The following is a 15,530-nucleotide window of genomic DNA, read 5'->3' as shown; positions in this document are numbered from 1 at the left end:
ATTAATTATCAAAACTATGGTCTCAGTTGAAATATTTAGAAAACTAGCATTGTCATTTCCGGATGCAACAGAAGAACCTCATTTTGAGAAATCCTCTTTTCGAATTAAGAAAAAGATTTTTGCCACTTTTGATGAAAAAAATAATCATGCAGTTTTAAAGTTAAACGAAATCGATCAGTCTGTTTTTTGTGCATCAGGCGAAAAGATTTTTTACCCAATCCCGAATAAATGGGGAAAACATGGCTGGACAATTGTTGAACTTTCTAAAGTAAGACCTGAGATGTTTGAAGATGCTTTGATCCGATCTTATGAAAATGTAATTTCGAAAAAGAAATAATATGGCAAACCTAACAGGTTTTAAACCTGTTAGGTTTCGTTTTTTATCCCACTATAGTTCTAAACGTCAAATTTACTCTTGGTTTTTGAGTTGTTTTGGTTGGCGGCAAACGATGAAGCCAATGGGTCTGCGTCTCATCTTTCATAACCAATAAACTGCCATGTTCTAAAATTAAGGAAACGGTTTCTTTGGTTTCTTTATGTTTAAAAGCAAATTTTCGTTCCGCTCCAAAACTAACCGAACCAATAGCACCATTTTTCTTTAAATCTTTTTCTGCATCGCTGTGCCATGCCATTCCTTCCTCACCGGAATGATATAAATTAAGCAAACAGGAATTGAAAGTTTCGCCTGTTTTTTCTTCAATAATTTTCTTTAGTTCCAAAAGCTCCTTTGTCCACGGCAGAGCTTTTTTAGTCGTATTAGAATACGTGTATTCAAATTCCTGGTCGCCATACCAGGCAACCTTTCTTTTCGTTAAAATCAATTTTCCAAAAATAATCGCTTCATCATTTTTCCATTCAATTGTATTCAATAATACATCACGGTAAAAATCAGCTTCAGATCTCGAAAACAATTTCCCGAAATAGTTCACCGTTCCGTTTTTCGGCAGCAAATTGGTAGTTTCGTTTATTTCGGGATTAAATAAGTCCATTTTTCCAGTTTTGATATTCGGTTTTCATACAATGTCCACATGGCCTGAAGCCCTTTTTCCTGGCTTCGTTTTCAGACAAAAAGAAAACCCGGTTTTCGCGTTTCATTCTTTTTCCAGAAGCACATTTTAGTGTTCCGTAAATTTTTAGTTTTCGGTTTCCACCAAGGCAAATTTCTGCATTTTTAATTTTATTTCGTAAAGTGCAGTTCGAAATTTCATCATGATAGATCATAGTTTTGTCATTTTTTATCGTAGAGGTGCATAGTAGTTCGTCTCCCTCAACATATATTTTGCCACAGATTATTAGATTAAATGATTTAAACCTGCATGCTGATAATTAATCTCGCAAAGTCACAGAGACGCAAAGTTTTTATTTAGATCGTGCTAAGAATTAGTAAGATTATAAATTGAATTGCTTTGAAAACTTAAAACGATAAGATGCATATTATTCTTTGCGACTTTGCGAGATTAAAAAATTACGATAACGCATCATGAAAAATAATTCCTAAGGTATATCTCTCTCCCGAATGAATTTCGCTTACGCCATGTTTCATATTGACCCGATAATATCCTTTTGTGCCTTTTACAGGTTTGAAATTCGTTGTAAAAACCAAAATGTCCCCTTTTTTAGGTTTCAACACTATTGCCTTTGATTGCGCTCTGGGTATTTGTTGCGTTAAGACAAATTCGCCACCAGTGAAATCTTTGTCAGGTTCATTAAGAAAAAGTACTATTTGAATAGGAAAATAAATATCTCCATATAAATCCTGATGCAAAGTATTAAAACCACTCTTACCATATTTTAAAATTAAAACAGTTGCTTTTAGCTGATTATTAGCGTGACATTGTTTCAGTAATTTTTCGTGTGTTTCAGGAAAAACAGTATTGATGTTTAAGACTTTCATCCATGCATTTGCAATTGGTGCCAATTTTGGATAAATCGATGAGCGAATGTTTTGAATTAAATCAGGCAGCGGATAGTTGAAATATTTATATTCACCCAAACCAAAACGATAACGTTCCATTACGACTGTTTTTCGATATAAATTTGGATTATCATAATCGAATTTTAAATCTTCGCATTGTTCATTATTCAGCATATTTGAAATAATGGTATAACCATTTTCGTGCATAGACTCGGTGATGCTGTCCCAGTTAAGAGAGGCAATTTTTGATTGTATATTTTGCATTTTAAAAAGTTGCTATTTCGCATAAAATAGAAGATAACTCTTCAGGTTGACTAAAAAAGGGAGAGTGACTTGTTTTCATTTGATATACTTTCTGACAAAAAGTTTCTGTATACATTTTTCTTTGAATAAAAGGAGTTACGGCTTTATCTTCAGTACATTCTATATAAAACCTTGGAACACTTCCATATTTTTCTTCCGATAATTCTAAGGGTGTATTTGCAGATTCTACAGATTCGTGACTTAGTAGTAATTTTGCGAGTTCCGTAATTGTTTCATCACAATCATGATAAAGACCTTCCTTATAAATTTCAGGTTGCAAGGTATGTGCATTTAATTCAGGATATCTGGTTACAAATGGTTTTAAAACACCATTAAGATCCTGAGCAGAATATTCACTTTGAGTCTTACCATCCGGAATTAAATAGGCAGCTAAGTAAATTAATTTTTCAATTTTATCCGAACGATATTCTGCAGCCTGAGAAATCATAATTCCATTTTTGCTATGACCAACAAGTATAACTTTAGAATCTAAACTATCAATTAATTCGCAAATTGATGCAACCGATTTTTGAAACCTTACTTCATTAATTGGAGTTTTGTCTCTTCCCATTCCCGGTAAATCAAGTGCAATTGCTCTATGCCCTTTACGTTCTAAAATTGGAATTACTCTGTGCCAATTCCATGAACTGTGCCATGAGCCGTGAATCAAAATGAATGTTTTCATGTCTTAAATGTTTAAATTATAAGACAAAATTACTTTTGAAGTCAGCAAAATAAAATCCGTTTCTTGCTCAATTATAAATTGATTTTAGCACCTTCCCAGCCAATAATGGCTGTTTTTCGGGTATTTCCCCACATATAGCCCCCAAAAGTCCCTGAAGACTGAATTACACGGTGACACGGAATTAAAAAAGCTACCGGATTGCTCCCAATGGCAGTTCCAACGGCGCGTGAAGCATTTGGTTTTTCTATTTGCTGTGCGATAGTACCGTAAGTAGATAGTTGTCCCATTGGGATTTTAAGCAGGGTTTCCCAAACCTTCAATTGAAAATCTGTTCCTTTTAAATGCAGTTTGATTTCAGATAATTTACTCCAGTCATTTTGAAAAATAAATAAGGCATTTTGTTGTACCAGATCCAGCTTTCTTGAAAATGCAGCATTAGGAAATTTATGTTTTAAATCTTCAAATCCAATAAATTCATTTTCAGCGAAAGCCATAAAACAAACGCCTTTTTCGGTAGAAGCCACTATAATATTGCCAAACGGACTTTCGGCAAAACTATAATTTATGAAAAGATTTTTACCACCATTTTTATATTCTGCCGGAGTCATCCCTTCAATATTTACAAATAAATCATGCAAACGGCTTGTGCCCGAAAGCCCGGTTTCATATGCCGTTTCAGAAATTGTAGCCTGATTTTCCTTGAGTATTTTTTTTGCATATTGCAAACTGGTATACTGCAAAAATTTCTTTGGACTTGTTCCTGCCCACTCACTAAAAAGTCTCTGAAAGTGAAACGGACTCAAATGCACTTTCTCGGCAACCTCATCAAGATTGGGCTGCTCTTTAAAATTGGCTTTGATATAATCTATAGCTTCAGCGATACGATTATAATTGATGTTTTCCTGTGTGTTCATTTCATTCAATTTTATAATACAAATATCGTTTGGTTTATACAGGTATAAAATCCGAAACTTGCGGAGTTCTCTTTGAAAAGATCCAGCTATAACTTTATTTAAGTTCTTCTTTTCTTGATGAAACACTTATAAGTTTATAACCGTTTTCGGTTCTTAAAAACTGAATATGGTCCTGCCCAAAATCTGCTTTATTTTTTGGGTTGATGACTATATTTTTAACTGGATATATCCAATCCTTAGATTCATTACAATTGTTGAAATAAAGATCATATTCACTCGATTCAAAAATAAATTGATTTAGTCCGTCAGTCGATATGAAATAATCAGTTTTTGAATTCTTAAGATCCTGTAATTTTAATTTTAAATAAGTATAATTTTGATTGATAAACTTATTTTTGGGTGCATTTATCCAACCGTCAGGTTCTTTCCAATACGTGATTTTGTCAAAAGAATGTTTTTCTAAATTGGCTTTGGATAAATCTTTCAGCAAAATATTTTTTAGCCAATATTTAAATTCCTTATCAAAATTGATAAATGAATAATATAAGCCGTCAACTCCACGAGAACTATCTCTGGTTTCGTCTTTAGAAGGTTCCTTAGATTTTTCTAAAGAGTAGAAATTTAAATCATCATTGTAAGCAAAGTTTTCAATTAAGATTTTATTATTGAGGTCAACAAGAAATTCTTTGCCTCCGTCCCAGCCAAAATGTTCATCATCTATTTTTGTTCTTATAGCTCCTTTTAAAGCAATAAACATTCCGTTTTTCATCTTGGTTACAGCACTATATTCGGCAGGAATTATAATTTTTCCTTTCCCATTAAAGAAGCCCATTTTGTCTGTTTTTGAATCTCTAAACCGAATAAAACCTTCGTTTTCACAATCTGGACCATTATCAAAAGAATACAGACTGTCACGACCGACTATTTTTCCGCTTTTGGTTAAATAATAGCTTTCCCATTTGCTGTTTTTTTCTTCGCTAACGGCAATTATATCTTCAAACTTACGTGCGATTGTAAAGCCCGTAAATTTTGGTTCGATTTTAATTATACCGTTTTTGTCTTTAAATCCGGTATGTATAGTGTCTTTGTCATAAAATGCAAACCAGATATCATTGCTTTGGGCAAAGACAGAACAATTAATAAAGCATACTATATAAAATGTAATAAACTTTTTCATGAAACTATTTATCTGATATGGATCTCTAATTCATTATTTTTTGCTTCTTCAAAACAATCGGAACATAACATTTTAAAATCGGCCAATGCTTGAAAAGCATCCGTCCATTCTTCTCCATTATCCAAAAGATATTGCTCGCATTCTGCGCACCAGGCAATTTGTGGAAGGTCTTCTTCAGCTTCTGAATAGAAAAAGCCTGTTTTTTCTTTGGAGTCTATTGCTATTGCAATATGTATGCAGGAAAAAGACATGTCTTTGGAACCATGTGTTTCACATAAAATTTTCTCGATCATTTGATGTTTTGAAATTTAAAATGGACAATGTTTACAATATTTAAATTAACTGAAAATAAAATGTGTTATTGCCAAATTCTATATAAAGTTAACCCAGTTTCTCAATTTTTTTAAACTCAAATGTATACTTATATTTTATAAACTTTTAAAATATCGGGTTAATTTTATATTCTGACTTTAGATTAAAAACAAAAACCCGACAGGTTTTAAAAACTGTCGGGTTTTAAATATGTAGTAATTAAGAATCCGGATTTAGAATCTAAAATCTAAACTCAAAAATCTAAAATTATTTAGTATCTGTAGTATTCTGGTTTGAATGGACCTTCAACCGGAACACCAATATAAGCAGCCTGATCGTCACGTAACGTTTCTAATTCAACGCCTAATTTAGCTAAGTGCAAAGCAGCCACTTTTTCATCTAAATGTTTTGGTAACATATAAACGTCATTGTTGTAAGCAGCACTGTTTTTCCATAATTCGATTTGAGCCAAAGTTTGGTTTGTAAATGAGTTACTCATTACAAAACTTGGGTGACCTGTAGCACAACCAAGATTTACTAAACGACCTTCAGCAAGAATAATGATATCTTTTCCGTTGATTGTATATTTGTCAACCTGAGGTTTGATTTCGATTTTAGATGCACCGTGGTTTTTGTTTAACCAGGCCATGTCAATTTCGTTATCAAAGTGTCCGATGTTACAAACAACAGTTTTGTCTTTCATTTGCTCGAAGTGCTCTCCAAGAACGATATCTTTGTTTCCTGTAGTTGTAATGATGATATCAGCATTTGCAATTACAGTATTTAATTTTTTAACTTCATAACCGTCCATTGCAGCTTGTAAAGCACAAATTGGATCGATTTCAGTAACTGTTACAATAGATCCTGCACCTCTGAAAGAAGCAGCAGTTCCTTTTCCAACATCACCGTATCCGCAAACCACAACTCTTTTTCCAGCTAACATTAAGTCAGTTGCACGACGTACAGCATCTACAGCAGATTCTTTACAACCATATTTGTTATCAAATTTAGATTTAGTAACAGAGTCGTTAATGTTAATCGCAGGCATTGGTAAAGTTCCGGCTTTTACTCTTTCGTAAAGTCTGTGAACACCAGTTGTAGTTTCTTCAGACAATCCTTTAATTCCAGGAACCAATTCCGGGTAACGATCAATAACCATATTTGTTAAATCTCCACCATCATCAAGAATCATGTTCAATGGTTTTCTGTCTTCACCAAAAAATAAAGTCTGCTCAATACACCAGTCAAATGATTCTTCGTCAAGACCTTTCCACGCGTAAACCTGAATTCCGGCAGCAGCAATAGCCGCAGCAGCCTGATCCTGAGTAGAGAAAATATTACAAGAAGACCAAGTAACTTCAGCGCCAAGAGCAATTAAAGTTTCGATCAAAACAGCAGTTTGAATCGTCATGTGCAAACATCCGGCGATACGAGCACCTTTAAGAGGCTGTTCGTCTTTATATTCAGCGCGAAGTGCCATTAAACCTGGCATTTCAGCTTCAGCTAGTTCAATTTCTTTTCTTCCCCAAGCCGCTAGAGAAATGTCTTTTACTTTGAAAGCCACAAAAGGCGTAGTTGTAGTACTCATTTATAGTATATTTGTATATTGTAAAATTTTTGCAAATTTACGGAATACCTTTTGAATTTTGACTAATTTCTGTAAGATTTGTGAAATGTTTAATTTCTTAATCTTTAGAATATTAGTAGATTAATAAAATTTTTGACTTCAAAAACTCAACCCATAACTTTTAACTTATAACTCAAAACATAAGTAATGCCTTTATTTCAAACCATAGAATGTAATGAAAACACCCGAATCTTAATTTGGGAAATAACGGAATCTTTTGATGAACTAAGAAGCAAGATTGTCTTAAAAGAGAAAACACAATTGCGATTGAATGGAATGAAATCTGAAATGCATCAGCGTGCTTTTTTGAGTGTGCGTATGCTGATTCAGGAAATGGGTTTTACGGATAAGGATTTGCATTATGATGAGTTTGGAAAACCCTATTTTGATTGTGATAATTATATTTCAATAACACATTCCTATCATTTTGCTGCGATAATTATCAGCAATGAAACGGTTGGGATTGACATGGAATTGCAACGTGAAAAAATAATAAGGATTGGCGATAAATTTACGGATTATGAATGCAAATATTTAAAGCCTGATTTTTCTGAAGAATACATTAAAAAATTAACTGTGATTTGGGGTGCCAAAGAAGCAATTTTTAAAATCAGAAACGAAAAAGGGATTAGTTTTAAAGATCACATTCAGATTGAGCCTTTTTCTTTAGATGAGTCGAAAACTCAGGCAAGTCTTCATTTTGATAATCTCGTTAAAGATTTTGAAGTGCATTATAAGGAAATACAGTCAAAAAACTCAGAAGATAAATTTACGCTGGTTTTTGCTTTTGAGAGATGACAGACTAATGGCTATACTGTAAATTTGGATTAATATCCGTCAATTTTTTTTTCGATGTTCAAACACACTCAGGTACAGAAAAGTGCTCATCTTTCGGGCGCGGCGTTTAAGTGTGTCGGCGTTTTCGCCTTCAAAATGCTCATCGATGGTTTGAAACCAATGATTCAGCCAGATTCCGAATTCGTTTGAAGTAATTTTTCCTCCAAAATGGGCATCCACTTCATTGTGCACTTCCTGTGGGTTGCCTTTGTATTTTTTGACTGCAAATAAATTGGTTTCCCAAAAATCAGTCAGTTTTTCCAGATGAGTGTCCCAGTCTTTTATCATAGTATTAAAATAAGAGCCGATTTCCTTATCGGCTCTTATTTTAGTATAAAAGGCATGAACCAGAACTTCAATATCTGCTCTGTTTTCTATTTGCTTTTTCATAGTACAAAACTATTCAGAAATATAAATAAAACACTTATTAAGGTACTTAAAATAATAAGATTAAAAACCACTTTATGTTTCATTTGCGCTAAAATTGAAGTGTTGGCAAAAACACAAGCTAAAACAATAATTGCCAATTGTATCATTTGTCCAAGAGAAGTTCCGTTTGCCAAAACGTACATTGCAGCAGCTCCGCCTAAACAGCTTTGACCAATTACAGCCATTGCAGCAGAACCCATGTAATTTTTATTGAAATTTTCGAATGTTGTTTGATATAGTGTCATGATATTGAGATTTTTATGCTGCAAAGGTACATGCACTATAGTGTTGCATTTTATGACTTTAATCATAAAACAAGAATTATTTTATCTGTATACTTTCCTGTTTATAATCTTCAAAAAGCCTTTTTTTTCCAACGCTTTTATGGTTCTGATGACGGTTTCAACCCGTAAACCTGTCAGATCACCAATCTGCTGTCTGGTAAAATTGATGAGGTAACCATTTTCATCTTTTTTAAAATTGAAATAGGCAATTCCGTGATCAATCAATTTTAATACTCTATGCTCCGGTTCCTGAGTAGACATTTCTGCCGCCATGACCGATTTATAATACAAACGCTGGGCTAAATTTTCGATTATTTTAATGCTTACAGAAGAATTTTCTTCGAGCAATTTCATGAAATTTGATTTTGGAAGAGATAGAATTTGAGCATCTTCTACCGAAACCGCACTCGCAGGATATTTTTGATTTAAGAATAATGGAGGCTCGCCAAAAGACTGATCTTTATAAAAAATTCCCTGAATAAATTCCCGACCGTCATCATTATAATTATTCATTTTTACTTCGCCTGAAATAATCTGATAGTAATGCGTAGGGAGATTTCCTTCTTCGAAAATAACATCATTTTTAGGGAAATATTTTTTGACTGCACCGTATTTTTCAAGCAGATCAATTGTAATCATAATTTGTCTTTTTTGGTTATCAAAAGCCTTTACACAAATATAATTCATTCCACATAGTTCTTCTGCATTAAAAAACTTTTACTTTTACGGCCGATTATGAGACCAAAAATACCGCATATATATCAGCAGATTGTCGAAGCTAAAAGCGAAAATAAAAAGCTTCTGGCCATTCTTTTGGACCCGGATAAAATTGTTTGGGAGAATTTAGAAAATCTTTTACTCAAAATAAACCAATCGCCGGCAACTCATATTTTTGTCGGTGGAAGCATTGTTAAAACTGATATCTTAGAAGAATTACTGACCGAATTAAAACAAAAAACCAATTTACCAGTTATCATATTTCCGGGAGATCCTTCGCAGATTTCACCACAGGCAGATGCTATTTTGTTCTTAGCGCTGTTGTCCGGACGTAATCCTGATTATTTGATAGAGTATCAGGTACAGGCAGCACCAATTTTAAGAAAAACAAATCTGGAGATTATTTCGACAGGATATATTTTAATAGAAAGTGGTAATGAAACAGCAGTAGCAAGAGTCAGTAAAACAGAGCCATTAAACCGAAAAAATCTTGATTTGGCGCTGGCAACCGCACAAGCTGGAGAAATGTTGGGAAATAAATTAATTTATTTGGAAGCCGGAAGCGGGGCCAGAAAAGCAGTTCCTGTAGAAATGATTCGGCTAATTGCGCAAAATGTTGCCATTCCGGTAATTGTTGGAGGAGGAATTGTAGATTTGCAAGGTATTGAGGATGCTTATAAAGCAGGAGCTGACCTGGTGGTGATAGGAACAGCATTTGAAAATAACAGCCAATTTTTTGAATCTTAAATTTTTAAAGCCAGTTCGATGATTGATTTTTTTCTGGAAAGTTATAAAAACGCCCCTCTTTGGCATATTGCTTTGGAATTTTTAGTATTTGTATGCGGGATTTTGAGTGTCTGGTTTGCCAAAAAAGAGAATATTTGGGTATACCCAACTGGTTTAATCGCAACGGTTATTTCAGTTTATCTTTTGTATGTCGCTGGTTATATTGGAGATATGATTATTAATGGGTATTTCTCTATTATGAGTATTTATGGCTGGTATGTTTGGGCAAAAGGAGGAACAGTTGAAGACAACCTGCCAATTACAAGAACGAATTTTAATGAAAAAATAATCGGAATTCTACTTTTCTTTGTGACCATTTTTGTAGTTTTCGGGATTTATAAATATTTTGGTTATGAAATCAAAAACGACAATTATGTCGATATGATTTCGTCAGGAATATTTTTTGCAGGAATGTGGTACATGGCCAGAAAAAAAATAGAAAACTGGACACTTTGGATTATTGGTGATATTATTGTTGTGCCTCTTTATGCCTATCGCGGCTTAGGGATGTTGTCGCTTCAATATTTAATTTTTACAATTTTGGCTGTTTCAGCTTATTTAGAATGGAGAAAAATCTTAGACAACAAAAAACATCAATAATAAAAATTGCCTTATTTGGACCTGAAAGCACAGGAAAAACCACTCTGGCAAAACAGCTTGCAGACTATTATCAAACTGAATGGGTTCCTGAGTTTGCACGCGATTATCTGCAGGAAAAATGGGAAGAAAATCAGCATATTTGTATAGCTGATGACATGATGCCTATTGCCTTTGGTCAGACCGCACTTGAAAACGAAAAACTTAGTAAGGCAAAAAAATATCTGTTTTGTGATACCAACTTAATGGTTACCAAAGTTTTCTCTGAAATATATTACGGGTTTTGTGATCCGCTTTTAGATGAAGCTGCACTACAACATGAATATGACCTTGTTTTTCTGACTGATATTGATGTGCCCTGGGAAAAAGATGATATTAGGGATACTCCAGATGGACGTGAAACGGTATTTTCTACCTTTAAACAAACTTTAATAAACACTCACAAACCTTTTATAACTCTTTCGGGAAATAAAGAAAGCCGTTTGGCACAGGCTGTATCTATTATTAATAATCTGACAATTGCTAAAGATAAAGGTTTTACATCTGCTGATTTTGTTGAAATCTACAAACACGGAGTAGCTTTTGAAAATATTTTACGACAATTAAAAGCTTTTAAAAAAGGAATAGCAAAAAGTAATTTAGTGAGCCCGGCTACTATAAATAACGGAATTTTAAGCTTGTCTGAATCTGAGTTTAAGGAGAAAGCAGCCTTTTATGATCAGGAAAAATCAAAATTTAAACTGAAAAAATTCGTTCCCGCTTCTGGAGCAGCAAGCAGAATGTTTAAGTTCCTGACTACTTTTTTGAAGGATTTTAATATCAATAAAGAAACAATAAACGCTTACAGAAATAGAAAGCAAGACAGTGAACTTCCTATTTTTATAGTGGCAATGGAGAAATTCCCGTTCTTTAAAGCAGTAGATAAAAAACTAAGAGAGATTTATCCTGATTTTGAATCTTTGGACAGAGATTACAAAAATTATTATTTTATAAAACTGTTGTTGTCTGAAGAATATTTTGACTTTGCCAATAAGCCAAAAGCAGTTTTGCCATTTCATGAATATAAAACTCATATTGCTAATCCGATAGAAGAGCATTTAAATGAGTGTGTGCATTATGCAACTGCAAATCAGGTTTCGAATTTGCATTTTACGGTCTCAGAGGCTCATCAGGTTTTGTTTGAAGAGTCCGTTACAGAACTTAAAGAGAAAATCGAAAAAGCATCGAAAACGCAGATTAATACCACTTATTCTTATCAAAGTAAAAAGACAGATTCTATAACTGTTGATGCCAAAAATAAAATTGTTCGGGACAAAAACGATACAATAGTTTTTAGACCCGGAGGGCATGGAGCCTTAATTGACAATTTGAATGCACTTGATGCCGATATGATTTTTATAAAAAATATCGACAATGTAATTCAAAACCATATCGATCAGATTACGCTGTACAAAAAAGCATTGGCGGGAATTTTAATTACAATACAACAAAAAGTTTTTGGGTATTTAAAAGCTATTGAGAAAGAAGAAATTGAATCTGAAAAAATTTCGGAAATCGTTTTATTTTTAAAAGAACACTTAAATACAGAAGTTACAAACGATTTTAATAAATTTACGATAGAGAATAAAATAATTAAACTTAAAGAATTATTAGACAGACCAATTCGCGTTTGCGGAATGGTGAAAAATGAAGGAGAACCTGGTGGAGGACCATTCTGGGTAATGAATAATAAAGGAGAAGTGTCACTTCAGATAGTAGAAACATCTCAGGTTGATTTATCCAATCAGAAACAACAGCAGATTTTAGCAGAGGCAACTCATTTTAATCCTGTTGATTTGGTTTGCGGTATAAAAAATTATAAAAATGAAAAATTTGATTTACAGCAATTTGTAGATCAAAAAGCCGGATTCATTGTAGAGAAGAGTGTTGATGGAAAAACAGTCAGAAGTTACGAATTACCGGGTTTGTGGAACGGATCTATGGCAAATTGGCTAACCATTTTTGTTGCTGTTCCGTTAATAACATTTAATCCAGTTAAAACGGTTAACGATTTATTAAAACCGGCGCATCAGCCACAATAATAATGGATGTCGAAAAAATCATATCAGAATTAAATTTTAAAGCTGTGCGCAGTAGTGGCGCTGGCGGACAAAATGTAAACAAAGTATCCTCAAAGGTAGTTTTGTCTTTTGATTTGAATACTTCTCAAGCTTTATCTGAAGATGAAAAAGTACTTCTGAAAACCAATCTCGCAACACGTTTTACTTCGGATGATATTTTGATTTTAAATTGTGATGAAGACAGAAGCCAGCTTAAGAACAAGGAAATTGTTACGAAGAGATTTTGGGAACTAATCAAAAAAGGACTGCATGTTTCTAAAGTTAGAAAGGCAACTAAAATTCCAAAATCGGTTATAAAAAAGAGAATTAAAGACAAAAAGAATATTTCTGAAATAAAGCAATCCAGAAAGAAACCAAACCTAGATTAAATCCCTAAAATTAAATTCCAAATTCCAAAAATACTCACTTCTTTAAGTTTTTAATTGGAATTTGATTTTTGAAATTTTTAAGTTTATATTTGCACTGTCTCAAAGGGGTGCTCTAAATAACGAGCTGAGATCATACCCAAAGAACCTGAGCGAGTAATGTTGCTAAGGGAAAAAACGACAATAATCAGTGTGTACACTATATTTTGTCGTAAGAAACACATTTATTAATTTAACAAAGAATAATTCCCCCTTTTATTCGTAATCTTTTACGAATGAAAACATTTTTCAAAGGTGCTGAGGTACTAGTTTACAAAGGTTCTAGGTTTTTTAAAATGAGAAAAACCAAATCTATTTTCTTTACTCTATTCTCTATTTTCTTTACTTTATCTTCTTTTGCACAGGAGCAGGATTCTACCAAAGTGAATCAGCTTGATGATGTGTTGGTTTCAGCAGTTCGTGTTACGACTAAAACTCCGGTTACGTTTAGTAATATGGATAAAAAAGAAATTAAATTTAGGAACCTTGGCCAGGATATTCCCGTTTTAATGAACTACCTGCCTTCAGTTGTGACAACTTCTGACGCGGGAGGCGGAATAGGATACACCGGAATCAGAGTCCGCGGGAGTGATGCAACAAGAGTAAACGTAACCATAAACGGAATTCCGTATAATGATGCAGAAAGCCAGGGAACTTTTTGGGTAAATATGCCCGATTTTGCTTCTTCTGTAGAAAGCTTACAGTTGCAGCGTGGTGTTGGAACTTCTACAAACGGATCCGGAGCTTTTGGAGCAAGTTTGAATATGCTTACAGATAATTACGCAACTAAAGCAAATGGAGAAATTTCGAATTCTTTCGGGAGTTTTAATTCCCATAAGCATACCGTAAAATTTAGTACAGGCTTACTAAACGATCATTTTGAATTGGCAGGACGTTTGTCAGTTATAAAGTCGGATGGATATGTAGACCGCGCGAGTTCTGATTTAAATTCGTATTTTCTGCAAGGAACTTATGTTGGAAAAACGACTTTAATAAAGGCATTGGTTTTTGGCGGAACTGAAAAAACGTATCAATCATGGAACGGTATTGACGCAAAAACTTTAAATGAAAACCGAACTTTCAACTCTGCAGGAATGTATACTGATGAAGAAGGAAATACACGTTTTTATGACAATGAAACAGATAACTACCAACAAGACCACTATCAGTTGCACTGGAGTGAGTCGATTTCTGATAATTGGAGCACAAACTTAGCTTTTCATTATACGAAAGGAAAAGGGTATTACGAAAATTATAAGGAAGATGCTGAAATGAGCGATTACGGACTTCTTCCTGTTGGAGTAATAACTACGACAGATTTAGTTCGTCAGAAATGGTTAGATAATGATTTTTACGGAACAACTTTTTCTGTAAAATACAAAGACGAAAAACTGGATGTTATTTTTGGCGGAGGCTGGAACAAATATGAAGGTGATCATTTCGGAAAAGTAATCTGGGCAAAATATTCTTCCCAGTCAGAATTGGGTGATCGTTATTATGATGACTATTCAGCGAAGACTGATGGAAATATTTTCGCGAAAGCAAATTATCAGATATCAGATAAATTAAGTTTTTACGGAGACTTACAATATAGAAGAGTAACCTATAAAGCAAATAGCATCGAAACGGGGCTGGTAGACGATGACTTTAATTTCTTTAATCCAAAAGCAGGTTTAAATTTTGAAGTTAATCAAAAAAACACTTTGTATTTCTCATATGCAAGAGCCAACCGCGAGCCAAACAGAACCGACTATGAAGGCGGAAATGTAAAGCCCGAAAAACTAAATGATTTTGAATTGGGATGGAGATTTAATTCAGAGAAATTTCAATTAAATTCTAACTTCTATTATATGGGTTACAAAGACCAATTAATTTTAACCGGAAGATTAGATGATGTTGGAGCACCAATTCGTTCAAACAGTGAAAAAAGCCATCGTTTAGGATTTGAAGTTGATGCTACAATTGCGCTTTCAGAGAAGTTTATTCTACGTCCGAACTTTACATTGAGCAGCAATAAAAATGTTGATCTGGCTGTTGAAGGAGAGAATTACGGAACAAAAGATATTGCTTTTTCTCCGTCTGTTATTGCAGGAAATATTATTGTATATAGTCCGGTTCAGAATTTACATCTTTCATTATTGCAGAAATTTGTAGGAGAGCAATACATGAATAATATCGAATTGCCAGAAGCAAAATTGGCAGATTACTTTGTAAACGATTTGAATGTTTCTTATGAAATAAAACCAAAATCGGTATTTAAATCAATTATGATTACCGGTTTGGTCAATAATATTTTAGACAAAAAATATGTTTCAAATGGAGCAATGTGGGATGTTTACCCATACTATTATCCACAGGCTGGAATAAATTTCCTGGCGGGATTGACATTGAAGTTTTAAGATATAACCACAAAAATAAAAAGC

18 protein-coding genes are annotated in these 15,530 nt (G+C 33.7%); 7 read left to right on the top strand and 11 right to left on the bottom strand.

Going from position 1 to position 15,530, the window contains the following annotated elements; translation table 11 throughout:
• The first annotated feature begins 16 nt into the window (after positions 1–16).
• Positions 17–337: an MmcQ/YjbR family DNA-binding protein gene (locus JOD96_RS13915; RefSeq protein WP_209564848.1), complete on the top strand. Its 321-nt coding sequence runs from the start codon at positions 17–19 to the stop codon at positions 335–337.
• 43 nt (positions 338–380) lie between these two features.
• Here the strand turns inward: JOD96_RS13915 and JOD96_RS13910 are convergent, their stop codons facing one another.
• The 8 genes from JOD96_RS13910 to ahcY all read right to left on the bottom strand — a co-directional run bounded on the left by JOD96_RS13910 (position 381) and on the right by ahcY (position 6,894).
• Complete coding sequence (locus JOD96_RS13910) at positions 381–989, bottom strand: alpha-ketoglutarate-dependent dioxygenase AlkB family protein (RefSeq protein ID WP_209564847.1); 609 nt, start codon at positions 987–989, stop codon at positions 381–383.
• Positions 976–1,221 carry an Ada metal-binding domain-containing protein gene (locus tag JOD96_RS13905; protein ID WP_209564846.1) on the bottom strand — a complete coding sequence of 82 codons (246 nt, stop codon included), beginning with the start codon at positions 1,219–1,221 and terminating at the stop codon, positions 976–978. The genes JOD96_RS13910 and JOD96_RS13905 overlap by 14 nt, the downstream gene beginning before the upstream one ends.
• 244 nt (positions 1,222–1,465) lie before the next feature.
• A complete protein-coding gene (locus tag JOD96_RS13900) occupies positions 1,466–2,179 on the bottom strand; it encodes a 2OG-Fe(II) oxygenase (protein WP_209564845.1) in 714 nt (237 codons plus the stop codon).
• A 1-nt stretch (position 2,180) separates the two neighbouring features.
• Entirely contained in the window at positions 2,181–2,903 is a 723-nt protein-coding gene (locus tag JOD96_RS13895) for an alpha/beta fold hydrolase (RefSeq protein WP_209564844.1), read from the bottom strand.
• A 71-nt stretch (positions 2,904–2,974) separates the two neighbouring features.
• The gene (locus tag JOD96_RS13890) at positions 2,975–3,817 is read right to left on the bottom strand and encodes a bifunctional helix-turn-helix domain-containing protein/methylated-DNA--[protein]-cysteine S-methyltransferase (protein WP_209564843.1); all 843 of its coding nucleotides are present in this window, start codon (positions 3,815–3,817) and stop codon (positions 2,975–2,977) included.
• A gap of 94 nt (positions 3,818–3,911) precedes the next feature.
• Entirely contained in the window at positions 3,912–4,994 is a 1,083-nt protein-coding gene (locus tag JOD96_RS13885) for a hypothetical protein (protein ID WP_209564842.1), read from the bottom strand.
• A gap of 8 nt (positions 4,995–5,002) precedes the next feature.
• Complete coding sequence (locus tag JOD96_RS13880) at positions 5,003–5,287, bottom strand: hypothetical protein (protein WP_209564841.1); 285 nt, start codon at positions 5,285–5,287, stop codon at positions 5,003–5,005.
• 290 nt (positions 5,288–5,577) lie between these two features.
• Entirely contained in the window at positions 5,578–6,894 is a 1,317-nt protein-coding gene (gene ahcY / locus JOD96_RS13875) for an adenosylhomocysteinase (protein WP_209564840.1), read from the bottom strand.
• A gap of 186 nt (positions 6,895–7,080) precedes the next feature.
• Here ahcY and JOD96_RS13870 point away from each other — a divergent pair, with 186 nt between their 5' ends.
• The gene (locus JOD96_RS13870) at positions 7,081–7,731 is read left to right on the top strand and encodes a 4'-phosphopantetheinyl transferase family protein (RefSeq protein WP_209564839.1); all 651 of its coding nucleotides are present in this window, start codon (positions 7,081–7,083) and stop codon (positions 7,729–7,731) included.
• Positions 7,732–7,770: 39 nt separating this feature from the next.
• Here the strand turns inward: JOD96_RS13870 and JOD96_RS13865 are convergent, their stop codons facing one another.
• From JOD96_RS13865 to JOD96_RS13855, 3 genes are all read right to left on the bottom strand, one after another.
• Positions 7,771–8,160, bottom strand: a complete 390-nt coding sequence (locus tag JOD96_RS13865; protein ID WP_209564838.1) for a group III truncated hemoglobin — start codon at positions 8,158–8,160, stop codon at positions 7,771–7,773.
• Positions 8,157–8,444, bottom strand: a complete 288-nt coding sequence (locus JOD96_RS13860) for a hypothetical protein (RefSeq protein WP_209564837.1) — start codon at positions 8,442–8,444, stop codon at positions 8,157–8,159. Before JOD96_RS13860 ends, JOD96_RS13865 begins: the two co-directional genes overlap by 4 nt.
• 81 nt (positions 8,445–8,525) lie before the next feature.
• Entirely contained in the window at positions 8,526–9,122 is a 597-nt protein-coding gene (locus tag JOD96_RS13855; protein WP_209564836.1) for a Crp/Fnr family transcriptional regulator, read from the bottom strand.
• A gap of 96 nt (positions 9,123–9,218) precedes the next feature.
• On the opposite strand from JOD96_RS13855, the gene JOD96_RS13850 reads away from it, so the two are divergent.
• The 5 genes from JOD96_RS13850 to JOD96_RS13830 all read left to right on the top strand — a co-directional run bounded on the left by JOD96_RS13850 (position 9,219) and on the right by JOD96_RS13830 (position 15,506).
• The gene (locus JOD96_RS13850) at positions 9,219–9,947 is read left to right on the top strand and encodes a geranylgeranylglyceryl/heptaprenylglyceryl phosphate synthase (RefSeq protein WP_209564835.1); all 729 of its coding nucleotides are present in this window, start codon (positions 9,219–9,221) and stop codon (positions 9,945–9,947) included.
• A gap of 18 nt (positions 9,948–9,965) precedes the next feature.
• Positions 9,966–10,586: a nicotinamide riboside transporter PnuC gene (gene pnuC, locus JOD96_RS13845; RefSeq protein ID WP_209564834.1), complete on the top strand. Its 621-nt coding sequence runs from the start codon at positions 9,966–9,968 to the stop codon at positions 10,584–10,586.
• Positions 10,550–12,664, top strand: coding sequence for a DUF4301 family protein (locus JOD96_RS13840; protein ID WP_209564833.1), 2,115 nt, complete (start codon positions 10,550–10,552; stop codon positions 12,662–12,664). The genes pnuC and JOD96_RS13840 overlap by 37 nt, the downstream gene beginning before the upstream one ends.
• A 2-nt stretch (positions 12,665–12,666) precedes the next feature.
• Positions 12,667–13,071 (top strand): alternative ribosome rescue aminoacyl-tRNA hydrolase ArfB, encoded by a 405-nt coding sequence (gene arfB, locus JOD96_RS13835; RefSeq protein WP_209564832.1) that lies wholly within the window; start codon positions 12,667–12,669, stop codon positions 13,069–13,071.
• Between the two features lie 272 nt (positions 13,072–13,343).
• The gene (locus JOD96_RS13830; protein WP_209564831.1) at positions 13,344–15,506 is read left to right on the top strand and encodes a TonB-dependent receptor; all 2,163 of its coding nucleotides are present in this window, start codon (positions 13,344–13,346) and stop codon (positions 15,504–15,506) included.
• The last annotated feature ends 24 nt before the right edge of the window (positions 15,507–15,530 follow it).

It is taken from the genome of Flavobacterium sp. 1355, assembly GCF_017833415.1.
In the GTDB taxonomy this organism is placed as follows: Bacteria; Bacteroidota; Bacteroidia; order Flavobacteriales; family Flavobacteriaceae; genus Flavobacterium.
This window is presented reverse-complemented; position numbering and strand designations above follow the sequence as displayed.